This window comes from Cupriavidus sp. TMH.W2 (genome assembly GCF_050847365.1).
In the GTDB taxonomy this organism is placed as follows: Bacteria; Pseudomonadota; Gammaproteobacteria; order Burkholderiales; family Burkholderiaceae; genus Cupriavidus.
Map to the genome: position 1 here is coordinate 65767 of NZ_CP193796.1, position 26185 is coordinate 91951.

Here is a 26185-nt window from a genome sequence, read left to right on the forward strand (position 1 = left end):
AGCATAGTCTCGTGGATGCCGTATTAGGCACAGTTTGGGTTCTCGGTTAAGCGATGTTTCTGTTTACATGTTACCACCGTTACATTAGTATCGTTCCATGCATACACAATATTGGCTACTACTGACCTACAAGGTCCCCCCGGAGCCCGCCAAGCACCGCGTCGCGTTGTGGCGGCGTCTCAAAGGGATGGGGGCCATCTACGTGCAAAGCGGTGTTTGCCTGCTGCCCAAGACTGATGATCACGTGCGCCGCTTGAAGATGCTCGAGAACGACATCTCGGAAATGGCCGGCGAGTCACTGCTGCTCGAGACGGTCGCGCTCGACCGTTCGCAGGAAGACAAGGTGATGGTCCGCTTCAAGGCTGACCGCGACGAGGAATACAAGGAGTTCCTCGACAAGTGCAACGACTTCGAAGCCGAAATCGCCAAGGAAACGGCGGCCAACCATTTCACCTACGCCGAGCTGGAGGAGAACGATGTCGACCTCAAGAAGCTGCAGAGCTGGCTGGCGAAAATACGCAAGCTGGACTTCTACGGGGCGACGCTGGCCCTGGAGTCCGAGCAGCGCCTGAAGGATTGCGAGGCGCTGCTCGATAGCTACGCCCAACGCGTGTTCGACGCCCATGACGAGAACCGCTAACGGAGATCTTGCCGCATGAAGCTGACCATCCTGAGCTACAACACCCTGTTCGCGGGCAGGGACGGTACCGATGACCGCCGGGCAGCCGCGCAGATCGCGCTGCTCAACGCTCGGCAGCCCGACATTTTCCTGATGCAGGAAGCCAAGGGATTGGATGCCAACGGTGGCGCGTGGCTGTATCAGATGGAGGCGCAGACGGGCATGCGAGGCTTCCTGGCGATAGCACCCACGACCGGCCAGCATGTCGCCATCTTCATCCGTGCACCGCTGCAGCCGATTGCCTTCGTCTCCGATCACGCCCATTTCCACCACGCCCTGGCGACACTGAAGGTCGCCTTGCCTGGGGGCACGCGCGCGCTCACCTTGATGAGCGCGCACCTCTGCCCGAACGGACCGGCCGTGCGCCGGCGCGAAGCGAGCTACCTGGCCGTGCAGGCGGCAGCCGACGCCTTCACCCTGTTGACGGGCGACTTCAATTCCGCCTCCCCGCATGATCCGGAGCCGGCAGACTTCGACGCCTTACCGGCGCACCATCGCGCGCGCTATCTGGCGGAGGACGGCCGCACCGCTGATCGCAGCGTGCTTGCCCAGCTAGAAGCGGCGGGCTGGGTGGATGTTGGCTTCGCGTTGGGTGGCGCAGGTGTGCCCACCGTGCCAACCGCGGAATTCACGGGTACCGAGTTTGCCAGCATGCGTTGCGACTATGTCCTGGCTTCGAAGCCCCTGGCCGATTGCGCCCGTTCCTACGAGGTCATCCGCACGCCAGCGACCGATTGGGCATCGGATCACTATCCCGTGCTGGCGACATTCGACCTGCCGCGATGAAGCTGCCCACCCTGGCCGAACGGGTCTATCAGCCCGGATCGGCGTCTCAACGAGGCCTTTCCATGCCCATCCCAAACGAGTCTCCTGCTCTCGATGCCAGCGGCAACAATGACGCCGATTCGGCCGTCAAGCCTGCCCGCTGGCTCAATCGTACGGTCGCCGGCGTTGGCGTCACCAGCGCGCTCGGCGACTTTTGCTATGAAACGACCACGGTCCTCTTGCCAGGGTTTCTCGCAGTGCTGGGCATCCCCGCGGCCGTCCTTGGCACCATCGAAGGGATTGCCGATGCGGTAGCGAGTTTCACCAAGATGGTCTCCGGGTATGTCGCCGACAAGCTGGGACACCGCAAGGTGCTCGTCTTGCTTGGCTACGCGCTGACGCCGGCCGGGCAGGCATTGATCGCGCTCGCGGCCGGGTGGCCGTTGTTGCTGGCGGGCCGCATCCTTTCCTGGTTTGGCAAAGGCCTTCGCGGTCCGCTGCGCGACGCCATCGTGATTCAGGCGATTCGGCCTGAAACGCGCGGTCGCGCCTTCGGCTTTCACCGTGCGATGGACACCATTGGCGCGGTGGTGGGGCCGCTGCTCGGCGTGGCGCTGCTCGGATGGGCCCAAGCCTGGCCGTGGCAAGACCCTGCTGGTCCGTTCCGCTTTGTCCTGTGGCTGAGCGTCATCCCCGGGATCCTGGCGGTCCTCGCCTTCCTGACTTTGGTAAAGGATCCAGAGCACTCGCCGAATCCGGGCTTGAAGTTCTTCAGCGCGTTACGCGGACTGCCCGCGCGCTTCAAGCGCTATCTGGGCGCGGTTGGCCTTTTTGGCGTGGGCGACTTCTCCCACAGCTTGCTGATCCTCGCCGCCACGCAACTCCTCACCGCCTCACTGGGCGTTGTGCACGCGGCCCAAGTCGCCGGCTTGCTGTATGTCTGGCGCAATGTGGTCCAGGTGGTGGCGTCGTTTCCGGTCGGCGTGCTGGCCGACCGCTTCGGCTCGCTGCCGGTGCTCGTCGCCGGCTACGCGCTGGGCGCAGCCACCGCGCTGCTGACAGCGCTGGCGTTCTGGTTCCGGGTGGACAGCATCGCCTTGCTCGCCGGGATCTTCTTCATTGCCGGCCTCTATGTCGCGGTGCAGGAGGCGCTAGAGTCCACTGTGACCGCCGATATGGTGCAGACGGAGACGCTGGCCATGAGCGTCGGCGCGCTGGGCACCGTCAACGGCACCGCGAAGTTCCTGTCCAGCGCGGGCGTTGGCCTGGTCTGGACGGGGCTGTCCCCCATCCTCGGTTTCGGACTGGCCGCCGGCCTGATGGCAGCCGGCACGGCAGCGCTGTTCCGGTTGCGCCGCCAATAGGGAGACAATGACACGATGAAGCAAATGCTCTCCAGCGTTTCCAAGGTGATCGGGCAGTGGGCGCGCAAGGTCAAACGCGATGGTCTGACCTTGTGGTTCGCGTACCGTCATGCCGAGACGCCGATCCTGGTGCGCGGACTCTGCCTGCTGGTGGTCGCCTACGCGCTGAGCCCCATCGACCTGATCCCGGACTTCATCCCGGTCCTGGGCTATGTCGATGACGCGCTGCTGCTCCCCGGCCTGATCTGGCTGTCGCTGCGCCTGCTGCCGGGAAAAGTCATCGCCGACAGCCGAGTGCGCGCCGATCTGTGGTTCATTGAACATGGCCGCAAGCCGCGTAGCTATGGCGGCGCAATTCTGATCGCTGTCATCTGGTTGCTTGCCCTCTATCTGGGCTGGCGATGGCTGAGTCCAGCCTGAAGCAGCGACCGAAACGGCACTGCACTTCAGAGGGGATGTCATGGCGCAACTGGTACTGGTCCGGCACGGCGAGTCGCAGTGGAATCTCGAAGGCCGCTTCACTGGCTGGACGGACATTGATCTCACACCCGTTGGGATCGAACAAATGCAGCGGGCCGGACGCGCGCTGAGGGACGCCGGCTTCCAGTTCGACCTGGCGATCACGTCCCGGCTCAAACGCGCCATACGGTCGCAGTGGCTGATGTTGGCGGCCCTCGATGCGATGTGGATCCCATCCATCGCAGACTGGCGGATGAACGAGCGCCACTATGGAGCGCTGACCGGCATGCTGAAGACGGAGGCCGAACAATGCTATGGGGCGGCCAATGTCCGGGCATGGCGCCGCGGCTTCGGCAGCCGCCCACCCACCATGCCTCCCGACGACCCGCGCGCGCCACAGGGCGACCCACGGTACACGGCAGTCCCGGCAACGAGTCTTCCACTCAGCGAATCGCTCTGCGATACCCTGGTGCGCGTCCAGCTGCTCTGGCAGGACACCATCGCCCCGGCACTCCTGGCCGGCAGGCGCATCCTGGTCAGCGCACATGGCAATAGCCTGCGCGCCTTGATCAAGCTGCTTGAGCAAATCTCCGACGAAGACATTACCCGCCTTGATGTGCCCAACGGCGTCCCACTGGTATATCGCCTCGATGCGGCCTTGCGCGTCATCGAGCGGCACTATCTGGAACTGCCGCATCCGGCACGATCAACGATCCTATGACGCGCTGGGGTCGTCAAAAGGGGGAGGCCATCGCGCCGTCAGCTCCGAGCCCATTGGACGCCGCGGAGCAAGTTGCCAAAGCGGATTGCGTGTGACCTACTTGCGCTGTGGCGGACCAGGTGCGACTAGTCTGGACGACAGGCGAGGGCATTCGATGGTCACCATATGGGCTCGTGCACGCTGCTTAGGATCTGTCGTACATATAGCAGCGCGACCACGGCAGCGTGGACGCGGCTTTGCCCGCCTTGTGGCACACCACCTGGAACAGTGCCATCTGGTCGGTCTCGAAAGCGTGCGCGCAGCCGGCCAGGTAGACGCGCCAGATGCGGTACTTCTTCTCGCCGACCATGGCCCGGATGGTCTCGCTCTGCTGCTCGAAGCGGTCTGCCCAGTCGTGCAACGTCTTCACATAGTGCCGGCGCAGGCCTTCCACGTCCAGTGCCTCGAGGCCGCCTTTCTGCATGGTGGTCAGCACTAGGCCGATATGGGGCAGCTCGCCCTGCGGGAAAACATAGCGGCCCATGAACTCGGAACCGTCCGTCGGCGAGGTGCCGATGTCGGGGTCGGGCGAGGTGATGCCGTGGTTCATGGCGAAGCCGTCGTCGGCCAGCAGTTCGCGCATGCGGCTGAAGTAGTTGACCAGGTTGGCCATGCCCACGTGCTCGAACATGCCGACGCTGGTGATGCGGTCGAAGGTGCCCTGGATGTCGCGGTAGTCCTGCAGGCGGATCTCGATGCTGTCCGTCAGGCCCGCCGCCTTGACGCGTTCCGTGGCCAGGTCGAACTGGGTCTGCGACAGGGTGATGCCGACGCAGCGCGCGCCGAACTTCTGCGCCGCGCGCAGTACCAGCGCACCCCAGCCGCAGCCGATGTCGAGCAGGGTCTGCCCCGGCTGCAGGTGGATCTTGGTCAGGATGTGGTCGATCTTCTGCAACTGGGCGGTGGCCAGGTCCTCGTCGCCGTGCTCGAAGTAGGCGCAGGAGTAGACCATGTTGGGATCCAGCCACAGCTTGTAGAAGTCGTTGGAAACGTCGTAGTGGTACTGGATCGACGCCTTGTCCTCTTGCTTGCTGTGCGTGAAGTGGCGCGCCACCTTGGCCACCGCGCCGCCGGCGCGGCGGCTCACCGCCGCGGAGAACTAGTAGCCGACCGAGATGATGTCGTCCAGCTTGCCGTCAAGGTCGATCTTTTCTTGAACGTAGGCTTCGCCGAGGTTGTCGAGGCTGGGGGTCAGCAGGAAGGGCCGTGCGCCATCCTCTCGCACGGTCAGGATGACGGCCGGGCGCTCGAACTTGCCCAGCGCGTATTCCATTCCGTTCCATAAGCGGAGTTGCACGGGAATGTCGGCGTTCTCGCACAGATCGGAGATCCAGTGATCCAGTTGCTTGTCGAGTACTTGCTTGAGCAGCATATGGGTTGCCTCCGAGTCCCGAGGGGTCTGCCGAATGGACAGACTGCAAAGCAAAATTCCACGATCCGGCATGGCCCTCGACGGGCCCGGCTCGCCCAACGATTCAAACAGCGCCGGCCAGCGGAAATGGTGGGCGACTCGACGCGAGCGAAGGTGCACTACCTCGCTGCCGCACCGCATCTATTGGGCGCGTTGACAGGCGGGGCAGGCTTCTCGAGCCGCGGCTTAGAATTCCGCGTGAAAGCGTGCGCCGTAGCATTTCACCGGTCCGCTCCGCTGCCGAACGGCAGGCCATTGACGCCTGGGCGACTCGGCATACCGCACGCAACGACGACACCGGTCCCTTGAGCCATCGCCTCTGCCTGCCCCAGCCGTGTCGATCGACCCGAGTCTCAAATCGCGTTGAGTATTTCCATGGCGAGGACAGCCTCCGCATATGAATCCAGGGCGACATAGGCGACAAACTGCGTGCCGATCACCGACGCAGAAAAGCCACGGAGGTTAATTCCCGCTTTGGCAAGCTGCTCGGTCAATCGCGCGGCCACGCCAGGCTGGTTGCCGCCCATGACACGCACGCAATGCTGCTTCTGCGTGAGGTTAAAACCCGCCTCGGAGGCTGCCGCGACTTCCCGATCTCCCTGTAGCGGCGTGATGAACACAACGCCTTCGCCGGCCCGATCCGGGCTGCGCCGCGCAATGACCATCTGCAGATCGGCGCCGACATCGCGCAGCGCGGTCAACACTTCGGCCAGACCGCCCGGCTTGTCCGGGATGGTGGCCGCCCAGACGTCCACTTGTTCCACGAGCAGTTCCATCGTCATCCCTCCTTGCCTCACTTGATTGGTGCCAAAGGCCACCCCTTCGATCCATCCCTCGCGCTTCCCCGGCGCAGTGCCAAGGCGCGTAGGAATCCACGACAGCGTGCTGTCTGGATGCCGTGCTAGCTTGCCAGGGCCCGCAGCAGGAACCGAAGCGCTCATCCAGATCAGCCGCTGCCACCGAACACCTCACGATACAGATCCTCGCCATAACTCGTTTCCTCAGGGGCTTCGTCGATCAACTTAAAGGTGCGCGTTCCGTCCGGCATCCTCTGAGCCCGCAGGAAGTGCGCATCGACCCGGGGGTGATCGACGAAGCCGTGGGAAAAGTCGTACATATGCGTCACAAAGAAAACCCGGCCGCCGCAATCCAGTAGGGCTTCCACGATCTGCCGTGCGACCTCAGACCCCTCGCGCTCGTTGGTGGAGGCAAAGGATTCGTTGAAGAGCATCATGGCGTTCGGCGAGACCTGCTCGGCAAGCCGGCTCATTCTGGCCAGTTCCTCGTCGAATTTTCCGCTCTTGAGCGTGTCGTCTTCCTCCCGCCGGTAGTGCGTGAAGAGGCCAACGTGCAGCCCCGAGGTGAAGGACTCGGCCGCGACGAACATGCCCGCCTGCATCATCAGTTGGGCCACGCCAATGCTGCGCAGAAAACTGGACTTTCCTCCCTGGTTCGCACCGGTCACAATGACTAAGGGCTTGCTTCCGACATTGACAGAGTTGCCGACAATGCGATGCCCCATGCTTAGCGCGAGACAGGGGTCGTAGAGCTCGGCAAAGCGGAGCTCACCCATGGCAGGCAGCCCGACCGCCGGGATAGCGATTGGCGCCTCCATGGCGGACAGCGTCGCCCCCAGGTTCAGGCACCCGATATAGAACGCCAGCTCCATGCGCAGCATTTCGAAGAAGCTGAGTATGTGCTCGGTCGACTGGGCCAGGGCGTTAGCCACCAGATTGAGGCCGCGGTCTCGCAGCTCAGAGAGTGCCCGGAAGCCAGCCTCATCCCGCTCGGCGATGCGGAACGTGTAAGCCGCCGGCCGCCTGCGCAGCAGTCTGGCGAGCCAGGAAGAGCCGACATCGTTGGGCTGGCGCAACACGTAATCGACGCCTTCATTGCCTCTGCCGAGCTGAGCGCTCTCCAGCACGCCATGCTTGAGCTTCAGATAAGCGAGATGCTGCTCGATATTCTCAACATAGGCGTCACTGAACTCCGCCTGCAGCATCTTGAGTAGGGCCGAGAACCCCTCGGAGCTGAACTGACCCAGGTGGGCGTCAGCGATGCCGCGCATTTTCCGCAGAATGGCGACGAATACGCGCATCAGATCCATCGCATCGTGAAGGATCCCGGATGGGTAGTTAAGGAAGATGCCAAAGTAATGGTGGCGCTTTCCTTCCAGCGCGGCGGCGGTGAGCTGGTAGAGTTCGCGCACCACGTCCGGATTTCGCGTGGCGTCCAAGAGGATCGCCTGCCGGTACCGCACCGTGTCGGCATCGTTGCCGATGCCTCCCATCAGCGCCGTTAGCGCGACGTCATAGATCAAGCCATCGTCGCCGGCCATGGCCTTCAGGAGGGTGTCGAGTTCCAGGTCGTTCTTGACGTCCGCTTGATACGGCTGCAAGGTGCGCGACAACTCGAAATCGCGGTCCCGGTACATCAGACGTGCGTTCATGGCTGGATGCGCTGCTTGAGTTCGCTATATGTCACGTGATACTTCTCGGCGAGAGCCATGGCGTAGGCCAGGCCGTCGGCACGCCGGCGCTCGATCTTGTAGGTGCGGATCGCGGGGTCGGCAGGATCCACCATGCTGACGAAGCTGGCCATCTTCTCATCCAGCGTCGAGAGCTCGGTCAGGAAGGTGACGCACACGCCCAACACATCCTTGGCGGACAGCCGCGTCAAGACTCGGGTGGCCAGAAAGACGGCGTCCTTGAGGGTGGTGGAGGCGAAGATCTCATTCAGGATGATGACGCTGTCTGCGGTCGCCGCGTCGAGGATGCGGTGAATCCTGACCAGATCGTCCTGCAGCTTCCCGCGCAGATTGGTGATGTCCTCCTCGCGCTCGAAGTGGGTGAAGAGCTGGTCGAAATGAAAGAGGCGAGCTTCCGTCCCCGGCACTGGGCAACCCAGACAAGCCAGATAATGCATCTGCCCGAACATGCGCGCAAAGGTGGTCTTGCCGCCCTGGTTCGGGCCCGATACGACGCAGATGCGCTCGGGAGCATGCAGGCGGAAATCGTTGCACACCACCGGCTTGCCCTCATTGACCAGCTTGTCGCCCAAGGCGAGGTCGAAACCGTCGACACACTGGATGTCTTTGGATGCCCGCGACACCGTCGGGTAGCAGAACGGCAGACCCGCGCGCCGGAACTTGTCGAGGTAGGTCAGGTAAGCCACGTAGAACTGGATCTCCCGGTCGAATCGGGCAATCCGCTCATCCATGAAGTCAGCGTGCTCGGCGCAGAACGCGTTCAGCGCGCCAAAGGTCTCGGGGTGGAGCAGCGCGACGCGATCCTGTATCTGGGCTTCCACGTGGCCCACGCCGCCAAGGCGGGGAAACTTTACCCGATAGTCCTTGACCGCGCGGCGCCTAAATTTGTCGAACGTGGCTTCCACCGCGGCACTGTAGTCCGCCTCGCCCACATAGGGCTGCACGGTGACGCTGTTGCCATAGATCAGCAGGCAATATCGGATGGCCGCCAGATCCGCCTTCAATCGGGCGGCGCCGGTGAGAAGCGTCTGGAACGGGGCCGTCTGGATGTGGTTGGCAAGATAGCCGCGCAACGCCAGCATGCCGCGCGATTTCAGTGCGATCCGCTGCAGCGCCTCGGTCAGGTGCACGACGGCCTGGCAATAGGTGTCGACGGCCTCCAGGTGCCACCACCGTTTCTCGTACTGGTAATACAGCTTCTGCGCCAGCGTGCACTGCTCTCTCATGGCATGCATCGCGGCCAGAAAGGTTTTGATCACCTCCATCGTGGCGGCGGCGTCCATGTCGCGCATGATCTCCTGGCGATAGCCGATCGCGTCCCAATCCGTGCTTGGTCCGGTCAGCGGCGCGTAGAAGTATGGCGCCAGATCGAAGTCCTGGCTGCTGGACCCGAGAATTGCCTTGACGATGTGATCGAGCAGGAGGTCGTGAAAGAACGCCGGCGCTTCGTGTACGGCCGTGCGGCCTGCGGCGCTCGGGTCGGAATGCAGAACACTTTGAAAGGGCGGGGACGAGTCCGTGGGTCCCTTGGCGGCCGGTACCGCAGCCTGGTCCTGCGCGGACAAGATGGCACTGCTGTCACCGGTGTTGTCACGCAGCATGTCTTCGCTCCCTTTGGCCGGTTGGCATCCAGGAGGTCGACGGCATGATATGGCCGCGACAACAGGGGCGGAAAGGCAGTCGCCTCATGCGCGCCTGCATACCTGGATTCCAGGTGATGCAGGCATCATCAGCCGGGGTGGCGGTTCGACTGGGCGGGAGGATGCCTTCTCCTGCCTCCCAATATATGACGGCAGTGCGACCTCGGCAAGCGGCGAGCCCGCGACAGAGGTGCCGCGTGGAGCATGCGGCAGCTAGTAGAGGTCGTCGTCGGTCCCTGCCAGGCTCACGTTGCGATGCCCGGCCACGATCGAGACGGCAAGCTGACCGGCGCGCATCTCTTCCTCGCTGGCCAGGCTGCGCCGAATTGCGTCATGCTTGGTCGCATAGCGGCGCATGTCCTCGGCGAGCCGATCCAGGATCGCGCCCTGGCGTGTCAGCACCTTGCGGCGCATGGCATCGTCATCGATGGCCAAGAGCAACAGGCGATGATGCGGTACGCAAATGGCGGAAAGCGATTCGAATGCCGCACTGTTGTTGGCATGCAGTCGCTGCAGGATCGCGTCAACCGCTTGCCGTTCGACTCTGGCACGTTCCTGGCACAGGGGACAGGATTGACGCGTCGCCAGCCCCGCTTCGACGCCTGCTGCGGCGGCCTGCGGCGCGAGGGCCGAAGCAGAAAGTTCATGGAATCGCTCGGACAGGCGCTCGAGCAGCGCCGGATAGGCGATGCAGACACCGCGCGGCGACGCAAGGCCCCAGTACTGCCAGGTATGCAAGGGGCAAAACCCGCCACGCTCGGCGTGCCGCGCCTGCGCGCTGGGATCGGTCGCCAATTCATACTGGTAGTGACTCAGGAAGTCGAAGCACAGCGTGCCGATTTGCGCGCAGATCTCGCACTGACCAAGCGGTCGTGCCGAGGTGGGGAGCCCTGCGTCGGGCGCCGGCGCACCGGCACGCACCGTGCCCCCCGGTGCGTCGTGTGCGACGCGCTCGGTCAAGCCGTGCAGGGCTTCCAGTAAGGGCCTCGCCAGCGGAGCGGGCAACAACTCGCAAATGGCATCCTGCACACGGTCACAAAAGCGGAGCAGGAATTCGCCGCGTTTCTCGGTGAGCAGGAATTGAACCAACGTCGCTTCCAGGGCGGCAACGCCGCTGGCTTGCAGCCGGACTTCGTCGTGCGCGCGTCGGGCCTCGAGGGCCTCGCGCGCGGATACTGAGAAGACGTCCGGCTCCTGCGCCTCCGCGCGGGACCCGATCTGCTGCCTCACGTAGCGCGTCGCTTCCTCGCGCTCGGACTCGGCCACGATGTCCTGCTTGTTCAGAACGACAAAGACGCGCTTGGCCAGGGCAGATGCCATGCGGATGACCTGCAGTTCCTCGTCGGATAGCGGGCTGTCATAGCTGGTGACGAGAATGAAGGCATCCGCTTCAGGCAGGAACTGTTCCGTGGTGCGGGTGTTGGCCCGGATCGGGGAGCCCAGGCCCGGCGTGTCGATGAAATAGAAGCCACGGCGCAGCAGTTCGGCGCTCAGCCGGATATCAGCCGTCTTTACCTGTCGGACGTTGCCGGGATTGCGCTGCTGCGTGATGTATTCCGGCAATGCCTCAAGCGCGATGTTGACAGCGGGCCGCCGCGTATCCTGGTAAGTGATGATGGCCTGCTCCCGGCTGCCGTAGGCCACGGTCGTGATCACCGAGGTCAGCGGCACGATGCCGACCGGCAGGCGCTCGGAGCCGAGCATGGCATTCATCAGGGAAGTCTTGCCGCGGCTGAAACGCCCGACCACCACGAGATTGAAGCGATCTTCGGCCAGGCGGGCGAAGAGATCCTGCAGATCGGACCGGCTGCCCGGCGCATTGCGCGCTACCGCGGCCGCCACTGAGCGGAGCAGCTCGGCCAGATCGAACTTCGCGTGTTCGTACGCTCTCAGGTCCATGACGATGCCTGCTGTGCATGGCAACAGGCATCATCAACCCTGGCGGGTGGTTGTGGAGGAATGCCATCTCCAGATCGATAGCACCATCGTATTCACTGAAATCGGTCCTGGCAAGCGGACGGTGCGCGCAGGGCGACATCACGACGCAGCCGATCCAGAATCCACAGGGCACGGTACGTCAGCTCGATATTGGGCAGCGCCCCAGGGGAGCGGGCGAAGCCGCCCTTGCCGGTCTGGCAGGCGCACACAAATGACCGAGCCTGTGCCGCGAATCGGACCGGCACGCCAAGCAGTGCGCAGCAGCGCACACCCGCAAATACCATTTCAAGATTGCCCAGCACACTGCCTTTGACCGCCGTGAATCCATAGGGCGGCACCTGCAGCCGGTCAACGAAGGCGAGGGACGCCTGCCGGTCCACGCGCGCGCCGCAGCAATAGGCAATGTCCAACGCCAGCCAGGTATCCCAGAGATTCGGGCGCTCGCCGTAGCCGCCATCGCGTCCGGCGGCCACGATCCACGCGCGGACCGTCGGCGCTTCGGTAATGCCATCAAAGGCGTGCTTCAATCGAGCGATGGGCCGCGTCCGGGACAGCCAGCCATGTAGCTCGGCAGCACCGGCAGCCGGCGCAGGCGCGATGCGCAGTGCGTGAATGCTGGCCAGCAAACGGCTATCGGGACGCCAGCCCGGGGCCAGGCTGAGCAGCCCCATTGCCCGAGCGTGGAGTTGGGCGGGCTGGTCGAATCCGTCAAAGGCGTGCAGGAAGGCGAGCGTACGCGCCTTGTGCGGTACCGCTTGGCCCAGCAAGCGCAGGGCGCGGATCGCGCAATAGGTATCGGCCAAGTTCGGCTCGTCCAGATAGGGGCCGCGGTAAAAGCAAAAGCCGCCGCCCGGAGACTGCCGCGCGGTCAGATAGGCCGTGGCAGGCTGCACCACCTGATCCCACCATTCGCTGTCGCTCATCGCACGCTCGCCGGCTTGCGCCGGCCTGGGACTCCTCTCCGGCAAGTATAGGTAGGGGCAAGCCTTGCGGTTTGCGGCGGATGGTACAGAATGGGAGGCACGCGGAGATGGCATGCCTCCCCAAACCGCCGGCTTCCCCGGCTGATGATGCCTACGAGTTCCTGAAGGGCAGGAAACCGTAGGCGCATGTTCCCCACGGCGTCCTGCCGTACAGGCTCACAACCCCGATCCATCCCGCACGCTGACCTGCAACGTGCGAGGGGTTCGGTTGCGCCTCGGGATGCCCCATGAACCTGAACCGGATCGCAACGCTCACCGCCGACGAACTGCTCGATTCGCGCGGCTATCCCACGCTCGAGGTCAGGGTGGAGCTTTGCAGCGGCATTTCCGGCTCGGCCATGGTGCCCTCCGGCCGGTCGACGGGCCAATACGAGGCAGTGGAATTGCGCGACGGCGATGCGGGCCGCTATCACGGCCTTGGCGTGCTGAAGGCCGTTAGCAACGTCGAGGACGTCATCCGCGACGCGCTCAGCGGCATGGAAATCGACAATCAGTGTGCCCTGGACCGTGCCCTGACCGAGTTGGACGGCAGCGAATTCAAGAGCCACCTTGGCGCCAATGCGATCCTCGGCGTGTCGGTGGCTTGCGCGCGGGCAGCGGCCAACGCGCATGGGTTGCCCTTCTATCGCTATTTGGGCGGTGTCGGCGCGCAGGTCTTGCCGGTGCCGATGTTCAATGTTCTCAACGGCGGCAAGCACGCCTCGCAGGGTCCGGACATCCAGGAGTTCAAGCTGGTGCCGGCGGGCGCGCCGACGTTCCGCGAAGCGGTCCGCTACGGCGTGGAAACCTATCACCGGCTCGGCGAGGTGCTGCGTGACATGGGCCTGGCGACCAACGTCGGCGATGAAGGCGGCTATGCGCCCGCGCTGCCGTCGAACGCGGCGGCCATGGACGCCATCCTGCTGGCGATCGAGCGCGCCGGCTATGTGCCCGGCCAGGATATCTTCATCGCGCTCGACCCGGCAGCCACCAGCTTCTTCTATAGCGACGGCACCTATCGGCTGGCCCGCGACAATCTCACGCTGTCGACGCAGGAACTGATCGCCTACTGGCAGGCCTGGGCGCAAACGTATCCGCTCATCTCGCTGGAGGACCCGCTGCATGACGCCGACTGGGGCGGATTCGCTGCCATCACGACACAACTGGGCCAGCATCTGCAGATCGTGGGCGACGACCTCTTTGTCACCAATCCCCGCTTCCTGCAGCGCGGTATCCGCGAGCACTGCTGCAACAGCATCCTGATCAAGCCGAACCAGATCGGCACACTGACCCAGACGCTCGAGACGGTACGCCTGGCGCAGCGTGCCGCCTATACCTGCCTGGTGTCGCATCGCTCCGGCGAAACCGAGGATGCGCTGATCGCCGACCTGGCCGTTGCCATCAACGCCGGACAGATCAAGTCCGGCGCCCCGGCACGCGGCGAGCGCGTGGAAAAGTACAACCGCCTGCTGCGCATCGAGCGCGAGCTGGGGGGCGATGCCATTTTCCCCGGCCTCGCCGCGTTCCCGCGTCATCAAGCGCCGAAACATCGGCAGGTCGTTCATGAAGGCACCGCCATGAAGGAGGGCGCGTGATCCGAGTGGAAATTGCAGGCTTCACCTACCTGGGGCTCGATCATCTCATCCTGCCATTGCGGGCCGGCGTGCTGGCGGCGGATGGCCGGGCGCTTGGCGGCGTGCCCGAGCGACTGGCGATGCTGGCCCGGCAACTCAAGATCCATGTCCTTGCCGACCCCGCCGACGCGCGAATGGGCGCGATGCTGGACGGCGTGCCGTGCAAATGGGTGTCGCTGCCACACCTGGGCCAGGCAGAGGCAAAGCGCAACTATGTCGAACAGGTCGGCGTGGATCACGCCGCGGCCATCGGGCACGGGCGCGGCGATGTCCCCATGCTCGAGGCGGCTGCTCTGGGGATTGCCATCTTCGGCGGTTTGGGACTGTCTTGCGAGGCAGCCCGGCATGCCGACCTCGCCGTCAGGCACACCGTGGACGCACTCGGCCTGTTGCTGTGGCCGGATCGCCTGATTCAGTCCCTGACCCTGAGTACGGACAACGCTGGCGTTGCCGGTGCGCACTAAGAGGCACTTGCAGGGCGGCAATTGCGCCGAATGCCATCCTCAGGCACAATCGCACGCTTGCGGAGATGGCATGCCTCCCTTAACCGCCGGTCAGACCGGCTGATGATGCCTACAAGTTCCTGGACAGGGAAGTTGTAGGCACGCGTCCATACGGCGTCCTGCCGTCCAGGTTTGAGTTCTTCGAATCTGGTCAACATGAAGAAAAAATACGCTCCGCCGGAGCAACTGGCCATGCTGCCTTATTTGGGCCGCTGGCTGTTTCTGGGCTCGCTCGTCGGCATCCTGTCCGGCGCTGGCTCGGCCGCACTGCTGCTCGCCCTGGACTGGGCGACCGGTACGCGCCTCGCACATCCCTGGCTGCTGTGGCTGTTGCCCCTGGCCGGCCTGGCGGTCGGCCTGACCTATCACTACATGGGCCAGGCCGTCGAGGGCGGCAACAATCTGCTCATCGACGAGATCCATGATCCCAAGCGGATCGTGCCCAAGCGCATGGCGCCGATGATCCTGCTGGGCACCGTGATCACGCACCTGTTTGGCGGATCCGCCGGGCGCGAGGGCACCGCCGTGCAGATGGGCGGCACCTTTGCCGACTATCTCACGCGGTTGTTCCGCCTCGACCAGGACGAGCGGCGCATTCTGCTGATGTCCGGCATCAGCGCGGGGTTCGCTTCGGTCTTCGGCACGCCGCTGGCCGGCGCCGTCTTTGGTCTCGAAGTCCTCGCCATCGGCCGCTTGCGTTACGACGCGATCCTGCCGTGTTTCGTGGCAGCGATCGTGGGCGACCTCGTGCCGCCGTTGCTGGGCGTCCACCACACGCCCTATGCCATCCCGTTCGTCCCGCACCTGAGCCCGTTGACGCTTGGCGCCGCCGTCGTTGCCGGCATCGCCTTCGGCGTGACCGGCATGGCGTTTGCCGAACTCACGCATCGCCTGTCGCGCGCACTCAAGCGCGGCATTGCCTTTGGGCCTCTGCGCCCGTTCCTGGGCGGCTGCGTGGTGGCCGCGGCGGCCACGCTGCTCGGCGCCGACAAGTATCTCGGCCTGGGCATCCCCACCATCTCGGACGCCTTCCGGCAGCCGCTGCCCGCCTATGACTTCCTGGGCAAGATGGCGTTCACCGTGACGACGCTCGCTTCCGGCTTCAAGGGCGGCGAAGTCACGCCGCTGTTCTACATCGGCGCGACCCTGGGCAATGCGCTGGGCTACGTGCTGCCATTGCCATTCCCGCTGCTGGCGGGCCTCGGCTTTGTCGCCGTATTTGCCGGCGCCGCCAACACGCCGATCGCCTCGACCATCATGGCGATGGAACTGTTCGGGCCCGAGGTCGGCACGTTCGCCGGCATCGCCTGCGTCGTCAGCTATCTGTTTTCCGGACATACCGGCATCTACCACGCGCAACGCGTGGGCCATGCCAAGCGCCTGCGCGTGCCCGAAGGCTTGCGCCTGTCTGAGATTCCCGCATTCCACCAACGTCAGCAGCAGGCCCCGCTGCCCGTCCAATCCGAAGAAGGTATTCGCTAACCATGAGCCAGATCATGTCGCTCAGGCTGTATTTCCATCACACCGCCAAGGCCAAGCCGTCGACCGGCTGGCGCCGCCTGCTCGCGCCGACGCTGGCGCGCCACCTGCTAGCCCATGCCAGCAAGGCCGGCATCGAGCAGGCGATCCTGCACAAGGTCCATGCCGGCTATCTAAAGGGTGGGGCGCTGCGCCATCACCACGTCGACGCGCCGCACCGGCATCTGCCGCATTGCCTCGAACTGATCGACCTCGAAGCCAAACTGCGTCGCTTCCTCGCGCATCAGGCTGAGCATTTACAGGACGTGAAGGCAGTGTTTCTGCCCTGCGAGCTTCACCACCCGCAGACCGCCACAGACTGAGCCATCCATTCACCCAGGAGGTGAGCCATGAATCTGTCCATGCTTCCCGCCAACATGGTCGAAGACGCGGCCAACGCTCTGATCGAGCTGGACGTGGTCATCGAAATCCCGGCGCAGAGCCCACCGGTCAAGTATGAAGCCGACAAGGCGACCGGCATGCTGCGCGTCGACCGGATCCTGCCCACCGGGATGCGCTACCCATGCAACTACGGCTTCGTACCGGGCACGCACGCCAAGGATGGCGATCCGCTCGACGCGCTGGTGTTGACGCCTTTTCCGCTCGCGCCGCTCTCCGTGATCCGATGCCGGCTGCTCGGCATGCTGCGCATGACCGACGAGCATGGCTCGGATGCGAAACTGCTGACTGTGCCATCGGATCAGGTCAGCCTCGGCACGCGGCACCTGCGGCGGCTTGAGGACGTCCCCGCGGGCGAGCTGGAGCAGATCGCGTTCTTCTTCGAGCACTACAAGAAGACGGAGCCGGGCAAATGGGTCCGGCTGGATGGCTGGGCCGGCTACGAGGCAGCCAGGCAGGAGTTGTCGGACGCCTTGCCGACGGGCTAGCACCTGGCGCTCCGCTGGAAATTGTCGGGAACCTCGGCCGATACTTGAGCTTTCATGTATCGCCTCCTATGCTTTTAGGAGGAGATGACATCCTCCCAAACCGCCATTCCGGCTAATGATGTCTGCAACGCTCGCGGAACCGGGCATGCAGACCATCGGTCGTCTGTCGGCCAGTTGCATGCCTGGATTCGTTCGCCCCAGGAAATGCCAGATGGCCGATCGCAATTTCTCCGCTTCCCCATTCGCCCGTAACGATTTCGATCGCGGCCGCGGTTTGCGTCGAAGCGTTGGGCCTGCCGCCGTGCGGCGCTCGCGAGGTCAGCAATGCTGAGCCGGAACATGATGACCGCCCGCGAGATGGCGCACCATGTCGCCGGGGGCCTCTTCGCTCGCGTGTCCGATCCCCGCGACAGGGATGTCGACCATATCCTCGATGGGGAGGGTTGTATCGCTTGCGAGGCGATGGAGAAAGCCGAGACTCGCTACTTCTTCTGGCTGCTCGCCGAGAATCAGTCGGACCTTGAGGTCATGCGGGATTTCGCCGAGCGCTGGGGCTTCTGCCGGCGTCACGCTCGCTATCTGGCCGAGCGCGCCGAGGGACCTGGACTCGCCCATCTGTACCAGTTCACTTGCGCACATGCGTTATCCGGGCTGGAGGCCGCACCAAAGCACGGGCACCGGCTGGGCCGTGTGCCGGGCAACACCTGTCCCGCCTGTCTGGTCCTGCGTGAGGTCGAGCAGGGTGTCTTCGGCGTGCTGCGCCGCGCGCTGGGCCGCGCCGATCTGCGCGCGCGCTATCCGATCCGTGCGCCATTGTGCTTCCTCCACGCGCAGCACTTCCTGGCTTGCGCGCCTCGGGAGACCGTACGCACCGTGATCGAGGTGGCCGATCGATGGCTCGCGAACTGTTCGCGGACCCAGGGTGCGCCGACAAGCGCGTTGGACATGGAGCGCGCCGCCACGGCGCTGGCGGGTCGCATGGCGCTGACGGCGGGCACCGCGCCACCGCGAAGGCTGCCGATCGGCGGCGATGCCGATCCCGCGCGGTGTCTGAGCGACGTGGTGACCGCCCGCCGGGGATGCCCCGTGTGCTACGAGATGCTGCGCGTCGAGGCCGAGCGCCTGGCGTGGCTGGCGCAATCGCGCCCCGACGTGGCCGTGCGCGAAATCGAGGACTTGCTGCCCCTGTGCAATACGCATCTCTGGGCTGCGATGGGTGTATTGCCGGCCCGGCTGCGCGCGGTCACGCTGGCCCATGCGATGGGCGCCGCCCGTGCGCAACTGGCGCTGGCCTTGCGCCCCGAGGCGGCGCAGGTCAGGCGCGGTCCCTTGCGCTGGCTGCGAGCTGTGCGGCCGGCGGCGCGCCTGGAGGCACTTGCCATCGCGCGCGAGATCGCCGCCGGGCCGCTCTATTGCCCGATGTGCGTGCGCGCGGAAGTCGCCGAGCGGCGGAGCCTGGGGCTGGTGCTGACGCTGGCCGAAACGACCGCGTTCCGTCGCCAGTATGAGGCGGGCACGGGCCTTTGCATGCGACATCTGGCTGCGGCACAGAGACAGACTGGCGCCGCCGAGGCGGTCCAGTTCCTGCTGTCCACGCAGCATGCGAAGCTGCGCCTGCTGGATTGGGAGCTGCAGGAAGCGCTGCGCAAGCAGATCTGGACGTCCCGGTGCGAACACCGAGGCAGTGAAGGCGAGGCATGGATGCGCGCCTTGATGGTCTTCGCCGGCGTAGTGTCGCTTGACCTGAGTGCCTCGGCGGAGCGTCTGGCACCGAACACCATTGATCTGGAGGGCACAGCGACATGAAACTGCCTGTAACGCATCCATCGCGGGGGCCAGCCAGCGTCCTGTCCACGGATCATCAACGCATCTTGCATTCGCAGTTCTGTCATCTCGACGAGCGGCTGGCGGAACTGGAACAGGTACTGGTGGCCTCGACAACGGTCGACCCTGTCGACACGGCGGGCATCCGCAGGGAGCCGAGCGACGCGACCCATGATCGCATCACGCGCCTGCGCGCTGCCCTGGCCGACTTTGCGCGCAACTGGCAGATCGACATGACCCGATTCCAGGCCACGCCATCGCAACTGGCGCTCGTGCATCTGGCCTTCCTCCTGGTCGATCTCGACGAGCTCTCCCCGGCCGCACTGCGTGGCTACGGTCCGATCGATGCCACATTTGTCGATGACTACAAGGGGCTGCTCGCCGAGCTCCATCACGGGCTGGAGCGGCTCAAGCGCGATGTGTGCGGGACCGACGCCGCCGGGAATTTGGACTAGACCATGATCAAGTTGCCGCAGACGTACCTCGACCAAGCCCGGTCGATCTTCGCTGACATCGATGCGCTGCTGGGACAGGCGCGCCATGTGTTGGATCCGGTGGAGACGGCGTCGCCGTTCCGCGGCGATCGCCCCGAGGTGCCGCCGGTGACATATCAGGTGTTGCGCGATCGTGCCCTGCAATTGCGTGAGACCATGGCACAGATGCTGCGCGTCAGCGGAACGCCGGTGCAGTGCTTCCATGCGAGTCACGTGGAGGCCAGCCGCCTGTTGATTGAGCACGCGATCGCGCGCGCGGAAGGGTTGTCGCCCGACAGTTGCGATCTGAGCGAGAAGCTGTCGGAGCCGGCTCAGCAGGATGCCCGCCGGTGGGCATCCGTCATCCTGGGGGCGCTACGTGACATGGCCGCGCAGTTGGACCGACCCCAGCCAGCCGACCGCGTCACCGCCCAAGAGGGAGCCTGCCAGGTAGTTGGCGCCGAGGATGCCGGCCATGTGGCTGCCTGCCTGCAGGACATTGCCCAACGGCATCGCCTTGCGCACGTGCAACGTCAGTTGGCGTTGCTGGCCAGGCGGCGCCGTACGGGCGAGTTGCGCGTTGCGGTCGTCGGCCGGTGCAGCGTCGGCAAGTCATCGCTGATCAATCATCTGCTCGCGCAGCCCATTCTCCCGGTCGGCCCGTTGCCGACCACGTGCATTCCCGTCTATCTTCGCTACGGTCCGCGCACCCGCGGCGAGGTCAGCTTTGCCGAGGCGGCGGGCGAACAGCTCGAGCCGGAGCGCCTGGCGGAATTTGCCAGCGCACGCGCCAATGCCGGCAACCGGCGCCATGTGCTGTCCGTAACGATGGAGGTGAATAGCCCGGCGCTGGAGCGGGATGTCACCTGGATCGACATGCCGCCGCTGGCCGATGACCCTGCCGCCTTGGCGAGCTTCGACTTTCTGGAGGAATTACTGGCCTGCCAGGTAGCCGTGCTGGCCGCCAGCGCGATTGTGCCGGTCTGGGAGGTCGAGGCCCAGTTGATCGAGCGCCTGTGCCAGGCTGGGGTCCGCGTCCTGGTCGTGCTGACCAAGGCGGACCTGCTGGACCATGACCGCACGCTGGTCCACGAGCATTGCCTTACGACCCTTTGGGAGTCTACCGGTGTGCGTGCGCCGGTCGGTCTGGTCAGTGTGAAAGGCAGAGCGTCCGCGTGGTGCGACGCATGGCGGGACACGGTGCTGCGCCAGGCCATCGAAGCGGCCAGAGCTGGCAAACGGGAGGCGGACGCGTCGGCGTTGCTGGCGTTGCGCATGGCGACCCGGGCGGAACTGGAGCGGCGCGCGAGAGTCCTCCAATGCCTGCATGAGGCGCCGGCGTCGGTAGCAAACGCGGCGGCGGCCGAGCTGATTGAGCAGGCGCAACAACGCGCGCCGGAGGTGGAGAGGCTCACGGACGAACTCATTCGGCAAACCGTTCGGAGCACCGCACATAATGCCGCGGGGCTCGGTGCGGCAGGCGGCAGCGACCTGTTGGATCTCTCCGACATGCTCAGCAGCACGGCCAACGCACTCATTTCGTCCGAGGCGGCGCACCAATGGAAAGGCCTGCTGGTCCTGCGGGCGCACATCAGTCTGCTGCTGGCCAGGAGTGCGGAGGACGCCTGGCGCTGGCCGCAGGACCCGGAAAGCCTGCCGGTTCCAATAATGGCCCATCGCTTTGACTGCCGCGGCACGCTCCCCGCGACCGTCCTGCCTCGCCCGGCAATGGCGGACCTCGGTCGCTGGCTGGCGGACCATGCGATTGCCAAGCGGCTGTTCGCGCATGGGGCGATCGATAGTCTGCGCGACCAGCTCCTGGACTATCTGACGCAACTGGACACCTGGCGCTCGCGGTATCTGGATGCCCTGTCGATGGCGCTCCATCCGGGGCGAGATGCCTTGCCGTATGGGCAGGTGCAATACCGGCAGGCACTAGCGGCGCAATTGGCCGAGGATCTCCGCCTGCTCGGTCCCTCGCTTGAAGCCCGGGATGCGTAGCAGCTGGTCGTTCGACGCCACCCAAATTCAGCTTCCGACGATCCAGTGGGAACCGCACCGGCCTAGCGCCAAAGCCAGAAAAGACGCAGACGTTCGATGAGACCGCGCCACCGCAGGCGCCGGGCGCGGCTGGCCTCCGGCCGCACGTCAGCCGAGCCGACCGGACTGGCCGGCGGTGTTGGCGGCGCCGGTGGCGTGCTGAGGATCGCGCGGTACCGGCGTCGGGCACCGGCCAGCCCGGGAATCGACGCCTCGTTGGCAGGATCGGGATCGCCGCGCGGGAACCAATAGTTGCAAAAGCAGAAGTCCCGCCAGTTCCGAGACGCCAGGGCGTGGACCTTGCTCGAGTAGGCGCGGCAGACAAAGATCGGCTCGCCGTCCAGGCGCAAGGGCAGCAGGTAGAGACAGGCTTTGGGGTGCTGCAGCGCTTCGGGTATCGTGCAACGCAGGCAGTCGTCCGCGCAGATTGGTGCGCGCTCCTCGGCTTCGCATTGCATACCGTCTGGCCCGATGAGCCGGTAGGGGCAGGCGGGCAAGTTCGCCGAGTCAGAATCCCGCCGTCGGGTGACCCACGTGATCGGGCGGGTGATGGCGGCGCTCTGGTAACGGGCGACCGCCTCCAGGGTAGCGCGCGATGGCATGCTCAGCCTCCAGTTCCCCGATGCCGGGGGAGAAAGCAGGCATCATCAGCAACGATCGCGTAATTCGAGGATGCCATCTCGCATGCGTTTTCGGTCATTATAGAAGGGGATCCAAAGAGAGGCGCCCGCCCGCTCCCCAGACCGGTTCGGGGGCGGCGCGCGGCGGAACAACAGGGTGACGCTGCATGCAGCGACGGCGCGAAGCCCGTAGCGGGAGAACAAGAAGATGCTGTCATTTGCCATGGCAGTGGGCGTCGGTGGCGCCACCGGCTCGCTGCTGCGTTGGGTGGTGGGGTTGCTGCTCAATCCCCTTTGGTCGGCCATTCCATTGGGGACGGTCTTTGCCAATGTCTCGGGGTGCTTTTGCATTGGGTTGGCCAGCGCTTTCTTCTCGGCGCATGCGGCGCTGGCACCGGAATGGCGGCTTGGCATCATCACCGGGGTGCTTGGCGGTTTCACCACGTTTTCGACCTTCACCCTGGAGCTGCTGACCATGTTGCAGGAGGGGCGCGCCCTGACCGGCTTGCTCGCGCTTGGACTACATCTTGGCTGCGGACTGCTGCTTGCGGCGCTGGGGATGGCAGTGGGGCTGCGCGTTTGGGCGAATTAGGAGGAATCATGGAGAGCGGATATCAGGTCACTTTCTATACGCAGCAATCGCACAAGCACAATGACAAGGGCGTCGCCGAATGGCTGATGGAAACGCTGGAGGCAATGGGCGTGCGCGGCGCGACCAAGATGATTTGCCAGGAGGGGGTCGGTCATCACCATCATTTTCATACCTACCACTTCTTCTCGCCCGTCGACCAACCGGTCGAGGTTGCCGTCGTGCTTAGCGAGGCCGACTGTGCGCGTGTCTTCGCGCGCCTGGACAATGAGGAGGGCCTGTCGCTCTTCTACGCCAGAACGGCAGTCGAGTTCGGTGCTGCCGGAGGGGGTACGACCGAGCCCTGATGCACTGCCCCACGTCATCGCGGCGCGCTGCTTGCACAGCGATGTATCGGCTCCTATACTCAGCATCAGGAGATGACATCCTCCTTGAACCGCCGCTAGGCTGATGATGTCTGCCTCGCCCGATTCCCGGGCATGCAGACGGATTTGGCCCCCTTCAGGCCGGTGCATGCCCTTCTTGTGCCAGAAAAGGACGTGCATCATGGCCCATCCGCTACCTTTCCTCTTCGCCTGTTACACGCTGTTCGCCAGCGCGCTCCTGATCTTGCCGGGCCATCGCCAGAGATGTTCCCTCCGGCTGCCGCGCCACGGGTGAATCATGGGCGAGATCTGGCCCATTGCCGCGCTCTGGCTGGGGTTGGCCTTGCTGGCCACCCTGATATCGATCTGGCTGCGGATCGCCACGGCGCTTTCCGAGATCGTCGTGGGCACCGTCGCCCAGCTCATCATTGGCGCACTGATCGGGCGTAGCCTGTTGCAAACCGACACGACGTGGATCCAGTTTCTGTCGGGCACGGGCGCCGTGATCCTGACCTTCCTGGCTGGGGCGGAGCTCGATCCCGCGGTCTTTCGCCTGCGCTGGCGCGAAGCCTCCGGCGTAGGGCTGATCGGCTTCCTGATTCCCTTCCTGGGATGCTTCGTTGCCGCGAAATTCCTTCTCGGCTGGTCCACACCGGCCAGCTGGTTGGCGGGCATTGCGTTGTCCACCACCTCTGTCGCGGTAGTCTATGCCGTCATGCTCGAATTCGGCCTGAACAAGACTGACTACGGCAAGACGCTGCTGGCCGCCTGCTTCGTCAATGACCTGGGCACCGTGCTGGCGTTGGGCTTCATCTTCTCGCCCTTTACCTGGCGCACGGCCGTATTCTTCGGCGGAGGGGTCATTGCCTTTCTTGTGTTGCCCTGGCTCACGCCGCGCTTCTTTCGCTGGTACGGTGGCCGGCCCTCTGAGCTCGAAGCCAAGTACTTGCTGCTCGTCTTGTTTGGCCTGGGCGCTCTGGCGACCTGGGCGGGCAGCGAGGCAGTGCTGCCCGCCTACCTGGTTGGCATGGTGCTGGCCGGCACCGTTGGCAAGGATCATGCCCTGGTCCGGCGGCTGCGCACGCTGACCTTCGGCTTGCTCACGCCGTTTTACTTTATCCGCGCCGGCTCCTTTGTGTCCGTTGGGGCGCTGGCCACCGCCCCAACGGCCTTTCTCATTCTGCTCGGCGCCAAGGTCGCCATGAAGTTCATCGGCGTGTATCCGGCGACCCGCTTCTACGGCTCCCGTCAGCGCGAGGCCTTGTACACGACGCTGTTGATGTCCACCGGCTTGACCTTCGGCAGCATCTCAGCCTTGTTCGGCCTCACCCATGGCGTCATCGACCAGGCCGAATACTCCTACCTGGTCGCCACCGTGATCGGCAGTGCGATCGTGCCGACACTGATCGCTAATGCGTTCTTCCTGCCTCACCACTTGATCCACAAGACAGAGCCATCCGCCCCGCAAGCCGAGGTCGAGGCCTCTGCGAGCGAATGACGGAGGTTGTCATGTTCTCCCGCATCCTGGTTCCCTATGACGTGTCACCGCCGGCAGAGAAAGCGTTCGAGATGGCGCTCAAGCTGCTGGCGGGCCAGCACGGTGTCCTGCACGTGCTGTCGGTGGCGCGGCCCCCGGAAATTGCGGAGGACGTCGGCACCGAGGCCGAACTGGAGCATGCCCGCGCGTATTATTCCGGGCATTTTTCCACGCTGGCCCGACGGGGCAAGGCACAGGGCATCAGTCCCGACTTTCATGTGCGCGTGGGTCATCCGAGTGAGCAGATCGTTGACTTCGCCGACGAAATGAACGCCGAACTCATCGTGATGGGACATCGTGGGCGCAATCCGATTGCGCGCTGGCTGGTGGGGTCAGTCGCCCGGGCCGTGATTGACCACGCGAACTGCCCGGTGCTCGTGGTGAGGTGAGCGATCTGATGCATCGCGTGGAACGTGGAGACGAACATGATTGAGACGGACATTCCGGGCTTCGGCTTATTGACCGTTTCGACGTTGGCGCTGGACTTCAATGGCACCCTGGCCGTGGACGGCCGGTTGATACCTGGTGTCGGCGAGCGGATCGAAAAGCTCGCCGCTAGCCTGCGGATCCACGTGATCACCGGGGATACCTATGGCAGCGCCCAGCGCGAACTGAGCGCGCTTGCGTGCCAGATCGAGACCTTGCCGCGCGCGGGGCAGGTCGAGGCTAAACGGGCGTTTCTGACCTCGTTGCCGCACGATGCGGTGGTGGCCATTGGCAACGGCAGGAACGATCTCTATATGCTTCGCGCGGCACGACTGTCCATCGCGGTGCTGGGCAGCGAGGGCATGGCCGGCGAGCTCTTCAGCGCGGCTGACATCGTGGTGCCCCATATCCATACCGCCCTGGATCTGCTCCTGTTCCCGGAGCGCCTGCTCGCGACTTTGCGTGCCTGACCATCATGAGCAAAGCCCAGACCGCCCCGGTTAGAACCATCACGCCGCCCCTGTCGACCGGGGAGGTCAACTTCTTGTGGTGGTTCATCCAGGGCAGCCTGATGAACGCCCCCGTGCGCGAGGATCTGCGGCGCGGCTGGGGACCTTGCGAACGCCACACGCTGGCCGTGCTGATCGTTGAGAATGCGCTGCGTCCGCACTACCTGCACGGTCCGGTCATTCTGTTTCACGACCTGCTGAAGCGTGCCGTGGCGGCCTATGCGTATGCGTGGCCGTTGCATGACCTGCGCACCCGTCACGCGCTGACGCCAACGCGCCCTTGCCACTTCTGCGCGATGGGACTCGATGCTTCGACCACCGGCGATCTCCCGCACGAGCGCTACTTGTGCGCGAGTGATGAAACCAACCTGCGTGCCTTCATGGCCACGACCTATAACGGTTGGCGATCTTGGGTGTGCCCGACCTGCACTGGCGCCCCAGGTGGCGTGCTGTGCCGGCGGCATATCCTGGAAGCCCAAGAAGCGTGGGAGCACAGAGCCTTCGAGGACGAGAAGGCGAAGATCGGCAGGCTAGCCGATCGCTTGGGCCGCTACGAGCGCGCCTTTGCGGTGGACTATCAGGGGACCGACACCCTCGAGGATCGCGCCGCCTTGGTCGCGGCGGCGGGTTGGGTGGCTGGCTGGGGCCAGCTCTGGGACTTTTGGACTGCCGGCGCGTCGCGCGAACGGGCCAGGCAGTCCGGAGGGAACAGCCGATGCACCGAGGCGGAGGCGCCCCCGCACTAAGCGTCGCGGCGGGCATGAGACGGAAATGAGAGCCAGTACCTCACTCGC

At 64.7% G+C, this 26185-nt stretch carries 25 protein-coding genes, 1 pseudogene and 6 riboswitches; of the genes and pseudogenes, 19 read left to right on the forward strand and 7 right to left on the reverse strand.

Annotation, left to right across the window (positions count from 1 at the left end):
* Nucleotides 1–97: 97 nt before the first annotated feature.
* The 5 genes from ACREYQ_RS33715 to gpmA are packed head-to-tail and all read left to right on the forward strand — an operon-like array spanning nucleotide 98 to nucleotide 3988.
* The gene (locus ACREYQ_RS33715; RefSeq protein ID WP_432263592.1) at nucleotides 98–640 is read left to right on the forward strand and encodes a Chromate resistance protein ChrB; all 543 of its coding nucleotides are present in this window, start codon (nucleotides 98–100) and stop codon (nucleotides 638–640) included.
* A gap of 15 nt (nucleotides 641–655) precedes the next feature.
* Nucleotides 656–1465 (forward strand): endonuclease/exonuclease/phosphatase family protein, encoded by an 810-nt coding sequence (locus ACREYQ_RS33720; RefSeq protein WP_432263593.1) that lies wholly within the window; start codon nucleotides 656–658, stop codon nucleotides 1463–1465.
* Complete coding sequence (locus ACREYQ_RS33725) at nucleotides 1462–2808, forward strand: MFS transporter (RefSeq protein ID WP_432263594.1); 1347 nt, start codon at nucleotides 1462–1464, stop codon at nucleotides 2806–2808. The genes ACREYQ_RS33720 and ACREYQ_RS33725 overlap by 4 nt, the downstream gene beginning before the upstream one ends.
* A gap of 15 nt (nucleotides 2809–2823) precedes the next feature.
* Complete coding sequence (locus ACREYQ_RS33730; protein WP_432263595.1) at nucleotides 2824–3228, forward strand: YkvA family protein; 405 nt, start codon at nucleotides 2824–2826, stop codon at nucleotides 3226–3228.
* Nucleotides 3229–3268: 40 nt separating this feature from the next.
* Nucleotides 3269–3988 (forward strand): 2,3-diphosphoglycerate-dependent phosphoglycerate mutase, encoded by a 720-nt coding sequence (gene gpmA / locus ACREYQ_RS33735; RefSeq protein WP_432263596.1) that lies wholly within the window; start codon nucleotides 3269–3271, stop codon nucleotides 3986–3988.
* A gap of 184 nt (nucleotides 3989–4172) precedes the next feature.
* Here the strand turns inward: gpmA and ACREYQ_RS33740 are convergent.
* The 6 genes and pseudogenes from ACREYQ_RS33740 to ACREYQ_RS33765 form a co-directional block, all read right to left on the reverse strand.
* Nucleotides 4173–5399: pseudogene (locus ACREYQ_RS33740) on the reverse strand (class I SAM-dependent methyltransferase).
* Nucleotides 5400–5791: 392 nt separating this feature from the next.
* Entirely contained in the window at nucleotides 5792–6214 is a 423-nt protein-coding gene (locus tag ACREYQ_RS33745; RefSeq protein WP_432263597.1) for an ACT domain-containing protein, read from the reverse strand.
* A gap of 170 nt (nucleotides 6215–6384) precedes the next feature.
* Nucleotides 6385–7887, reverse strand: a complete 1503-nt coding sequence (locus tag ACREYQ_RS33750) for a MutS-related protein (RefSeq protein ID WP_432263598.1) — start codon at nucleotides 7885–7887, stop codon at nucleotides 6385–6387.
* Nucleotides 7884–9527, reverse strand: coding sequence for a MutS-related protein (locus ACREYQ_RS33755; RefSeq protein WP_432263599.1), 1644 nt, complete (start codon nucleotides 9525–9527; stop codon nucleotides 7884–7886). The genes ACREYQ_RS33750 and ACREYQ_RS33755 overlap by 4 nt, the downstream gene beginning before the upstream one ends.
* 112 nt (nucleotides 9528–9639) lie before the next feature.
* Nucleotides 9640–9708: riboswitch (Fluoride riboswitch) on the reverse strand.
* 71 nt (nucleotides 9709–9779) lie between these two features.
* The gene (locus tag ACREYQ_RS33760; RefSeq protein WP_432263600.1) at nucleotides 9780–11465 is read right to left on the reverse strand and encodes a dynamin family protein; all 1686 of its coding nucleotides are present in this window, start codon (nucleotides 11463–11465) and stop codon (nucleotides 9780–9782) included.
* A gap of 17 nt (nucleotides 11466–11482) precedes the next feature.
* Nucleotides 11483–11545: riboswitch (Fluoride riboswitch) on the reverse strand.
* A gap of 12 nt (nucleotides 11546–11557) precedes the next feature.
* The gene (locus ACREYQ_RS33765; protein ID WP_432263601.1) at nucleotides 11558–12427 is read right to left on the reverse strand and encodes a prenyltransferase/squalene oxidase repeat-containing protein; all 870 of its coding nucleotides are present in this window, start codon (nucleotides 12425–12427) and stop codon (nucleotides 11558–11560) included.
* Nucleotides 12428–12521: 94 nt separating this feature from the next.
* Nucleotides 12522–12588, forward strand: a riboswitch (Fluoride riboswitch).
* A 132-nt stretch (nucleotides 12589–12720) separates the two neighbouring features.
* On the opposite strand from ACREYQ_RS33765, the gene eno reads away from it, so the two are divergent.
* The 8 genes from eno (at nucleotide 12721) to ACREYQ_RS33805 (ending at nucleotide 21306) form a co-directional block, all read left to right on the forward strand.
* Nucleotides 12721–14061 (forward strand): phosphopyruvate hydratase, encoded by a 1341-nt coding sequence (gene eno / locus ACREYQ_RS33770; protein WP_432263627.1) that lies wholly within the window; start codon nucleotides 12721–12723, stop codon nucleotides 14059–14061.
* The gene (locus ACREYQ_RS33775) at nucleotides 14058–14564 is read left to right on the forward strand and encodes a hypothetical protein (RefSeq protein WP_432263602.1); all 507 of its coding nucleotides are present in this window, start codon (nucleotides 14058–14060) and stop codon (nucleotides 14562–14564) included. Before eno ends, ACREYQ_RS33775 begins: the two co-directional genes overlap by 4 nt.
* Nucleotides 14565–14616: 52 nt before the next feature.
* A riboswitch (Fluoride riboswitch) is annotated at nucleotides 14617–14683 on the forward strand.
* A gap of 76 nt (nucleotides 14684–14759) precedes the next feature.
* A complete protein-coding gene (locus ACREYQ_RS33780; RefSeq protein ID WP_432263603.1) occupies nucleotides 14760–16085 on the forward strand; it encodes a voltage-gated chloride channel family protein in 1326 nt (441 codons plus the stop codon).
* Between the two features lie 2 nt (nucleotides 16086–16087).
* Nucleotides 16088–16444 (forward strand): DUF190 domain-containing protein, encoded by a 357-nt coding sequence (locus tag ACREYQ_RS33785; RefSeq protein WP_432263604.1) that lies wholly within the window; start codon nucleotides 16088–16090, stop codon nucleotides 16442–16444.
* A gap of 27 nt (nucleotides 16445–16471) precedes the next feature.
* Entirely contained in the window at nucleotides 16472–17008 is a 537-nt protein-coding gene (gene ppa, locus ACREYQ_RS33790; protein ID WP_432263605.1) for an inorganic diphosphatase, read from the forward strand.
* A gap of 71 nt (nucleotides 17009–17079) precedes the next feature.
* Nucleotides 17080–17140, forward strand: a riboswitch (Fluoride riboswitch).
* A gap of 207 nt (nucleotides 17141–17347) precedes the next feature.
* Nucleotides 17348–18814 (forward strand): DUF6062 family protein, encoded by a 1467-nt coding sequence (locus ACREYQ_RS33795; protein WP_432263606.1) that lies wholly within the window; start codon nucleotides 17348–17350, stop codon nucleotides 18812–18814.
* On the forward strand, nucleotides 18811–19287 hold the full coding sequence (locus tag ACREYQ_RS33800) for a hypothetical protein (protein WP_432263607.1): 477 nt from the start codon (nucleotides 18811–18813) through the stop codon (nucleotides 19285–19287). The genes ACREYQ_RS33795 and ACREYQ_RS33800 overlap by 4 nt, the downstream gene beginning before the upstream one ends.
* A gap of 3 nt (nucleotides 19288–19290) precedes the next feature.
* Nucleotides 19291–21306 (forward strand): dynamin family protein, encoded by a 2016-nt coding sequence (locus tag ACREYQ_RS33805; RefSeq protein WP_432263608.1) that lies wholly within the window; start codon nucleotides 19291–19293, stop codon nucleotides 21304–21306.
* Nucleotides 21307–21368: 62 nt separating this feature from the next.
* Here ACREYQ_RS33805 and ACREYQ_RS33810 read toward each other — a convergent pair whose 3' ends face one another.
* A complete protein-coding gene (locus ACREYQ_RS33810) occupies nucleotides 21369–21947 on the reverse strand; it encodes a hypothetical protein (protein WP_432263609.1) in 579 nt (192 codons plus the stop codon).
* A gap of 226 nt (nucleotides 21948–22173) precedes the next feature.
* Here ACREYQ_RS33810 and crcB point away from each other — a divergent pair, with 226 nt between their 5' ends.
* From crcB to ACREYQ_RS33840, 6 genes are all read left to right on the forward strand, one after another.
* Nucleotides 22174–22557 carry a fluoride efflux transporter CrcB gene (gene crcB, locus ACREYQ_RS33815; protein ID WP_432263610.1) on the forward strand — a complete coding sequence of 128 codons (384 nt, stop codon included), beginning with the start codon at nucleotides 22174–22176 and terminating at the stop codon, nucleotides 22555–22557.
* Between the two features lie 8 nt (nucleotides 22558–22565).
* Nucleotides 22566–22901 (forward strand): DUF190 domain-containing protein, encoded by a 336-nt coding sequence (locus tag ACREYQ_RS33820; protein WP_432263611.1) that lies wholly within the window; start codon nucleotides 22566–22568, stop codon nucleotides 22899–22901.
* A gap of 59 nt (nucleotides 22902–22960) precedes the next feature.
* Nucleotides 22961–23021, forward strand: a riboswitch (Fluoride riboswitch).
* A 196-nt stretch (nucleotides 23022–23217) separates the two neighbouring features.
* Nucleotides 23218–24417, forward strand: a complete 1200-nt coding sequence (locus ACREYQ_RS33825) for a cation:proton antiporter (protein WP_432263612.1) — start codon at nucleotides 23218–23220, stop codon at nucleotides 24415–24417.
* Between the two features lie 11 nt (nucleotides 24418–24428).
* Nucleotides 24429–24845 carry a universal stress protein gene (locus ACREYQ_RS33830; RefSeq protein ID WP_432263613.1) on the forward strand — a complete coding sequence of 139 codons (417 nt, stop codon included), beginning with the start codon at nucleotides 24429–24431 and terminating at the stop codon, nucleotides 24843–24845.
* A 36-nt stretch (nucleotides 24846–24881) separates the two neighbouring features.
* Complete coding sequence (locus ACREYQ_RS33835) at nucleotides 24882–25352, forward strand: HAD family hydrolase (protein ID WP_432263614.1); 471 nt, start codon at nucleotides 24882–24884, stop codon at nucleotides 25350–25352.
* A gap of 5 nt (nucleotides 25353–25357) precedes the next feature.
* Nucleotides 25358–26137 carry a hypothetical protein gene (locus ACREYQ_RS33840; protein ID WP_432263615.1) on the forward strand — a complete coding sequence of 260 codons (780 nt, stop codon included), beginning with the start codon at nucleotides 25358–25360 and terminating at the stop codon, nucleotides 26135–26137.
* Nucleotides 26138–26185 lie beyond the last annotated feature (48 nt).

What these genes read in the sequence shown, in the direction of transcription:
- ACREYQ_RS33715 (WP_432263592.1), top strand. Translation starts at nt 98, where the DNA reads ATGCATACACAATATTGGCTACTACTGACCTACAAGGTCCCCCCGGAG.
- ACREYQ_RS33720 (WP_432263593.1), top strand. Translation starts at nt 656, where the DNA reads ATGAAGCTGACCATCCTGAGCTACAACACCCTGTTCGCGGGCAGGGAC.
- ACREYQ_RS33725 (WP_432263594.1), top strand. Translation starts at nt 1,462, where the DNA reads ATGAAGCTGCCCACCCTGGCCGAACGGGTCTATCAGCCCGGATCGGCG.
- ACREYQ_RS33730 (WP_432263595.1), top strand. Translation starts at nt 2,824, where the DNA reads ATGAAGCAAATGCTCTCCAGCGTTTCCAAGGTGATCGGGCAGTGGGCG.
- gpmA (WP_432263596.1), top strand. Translation starts at nt 3,269, where the DNA reads ATGGCGCAACTGGTACTGGTCCGGCACGGCGAGTCGCAGTGGAATCTC.
- ACREYQ_RS33745 (WP_432263597.1), bottom strand. Translation starts at nt 6,214, where the DNA reads ATGGAACTGCTCGTGGAACAAGTGGACGTCTGGGCGGCCACCATCCCG.
- ACREYQ_RS33750 (WP_432263598.1), bottom strand. Translation starts at nt 7,887, where the DNA reads ATGAACGCACGTCTGATGTACCGGGACCGCGATTTCGAGTTGTCGCGC.
- ACREYQ_RS33755 (WP_432263599.1), bottom strand. Translation starts at nt 9,527, where the DNA reads ATGCTGCGTGACAACACCGGTGACAGCAGTGCCATCTTGTCCGCGCAG.
- ACREYQ_RS33760 (WP_432263600.1), bottom strand. Translation starts at nt 11,465, where the DNA reads ATGGACCTGAGAGCGTACGAACACGCGAAGTTCGATCTGGCCGAGCTG.
- ACREYQ_RS33765 (WP_432263601.1), bottom strand. Translation starts at nt 12,427, where the DNA reads ATGAGCGACAGCGAATGGTGGGATCAGGTGGTGCAGCCTGCCACGGCC.
- ACREYQ_RS33780 (WP_432263603.1), top strand. Translation starts at nt 14,760, where the DNA reads ATGAAGAAAAAATACGCTCCGCCGGAGCAACTGGCCATGCTGCCTTAT.
- ACREYQ_RS33785 (WP_432263604.1), top strand. Translation starts at nt 16,088, where the DNA reads ATGAGCCAGATCATGTCGCTCAGGCTGTATTTCCATCACACCGCCAAG.
- ppa (WP_432263605.1), top strand. Translation starts at nt 16,472, where the DNA reads ATGAATCTGTCCATGCTTCCCGCCAACATGGTCGAAGACGCGGCCAAC.
- ACREYQ_RS33795 (WP_432263606.1), top strand. Translation starts at nt 17,348, where the DNA reads ATGATGACCGCCCGCGAGATGGCGCACCATGTCGCCGGGGGCCTCTTC.
- ACREYQ_RS33800 (WP_432263607.1), top strand. Translation starts at nt 18,811, where the DNA reads ATGAAACTGCCTGTAACGCATCCATCGCGGGGGCCAGCCAGCGTCCTG.
- ACREYQ_RS33805 (WP_432263608.1), top strand. Translation starts at nt 19,291, where the DNA reads ATGATCAAGTTGCCGCAGACGTACCTCGACCAAGCCCGGTCGATCTTC.
- ACREYQ_RS33810 (WP_432263609.1), bottom strand. Translation starts at nt 21,947, where the DNA reads ATGCCATCGCGCGCTACCCTGGAGGCGGTCGCCCGTTACCAGAGCGCC.
- crcB (WP_432263610.1), top strand. Translation starts at nt 22,174, where the DNA reads ATGCTGTCATTTGCCATGGCAGTGGGCGTCGGTGGCGCCACCGGCTCG.
- ACREYQ_RS33820 (WP_432263611.1), top strand. Translation starts at nt 22,566, where the DNA reads ATGGAGAGCGGATATCAGGTCACTTTCTATACGCAGCAATCGCACAAG.
- ACREYQ_RS33825 (WP_432263612.1), top strand. Translation starts at nt 23,218, where the DNA reads ATGGGCGAGATCTGGCCCATTGCCGCGCTCTGGCTGGGGTTGGCCTTG.
- ACREYQ_RS33830 (WP_432263613.1), top strand. Translation starts at nt 24,429, where the DNA reads ATGTTCTCCCGCATCCTGGTTCCCTATGACGTGTCACCGCCGGCAGAG.
- ACREYQ_RS33835 (WP_432263614.1), top strand. Translation starts at nt 24,882, where the DNA reads ATGATTGAGACGGACATTCCGGGCTTCGGCTTATTGACCGTTTCGACG.
- ACREYQ_RS33840 (WP_432263615.1), top strand. Translation starts at nt 25,358, where the DNA reads ATGAGCAAAGCCCAGACCGCCCCGGTTAGAACCATCACGCCGCCCCTG.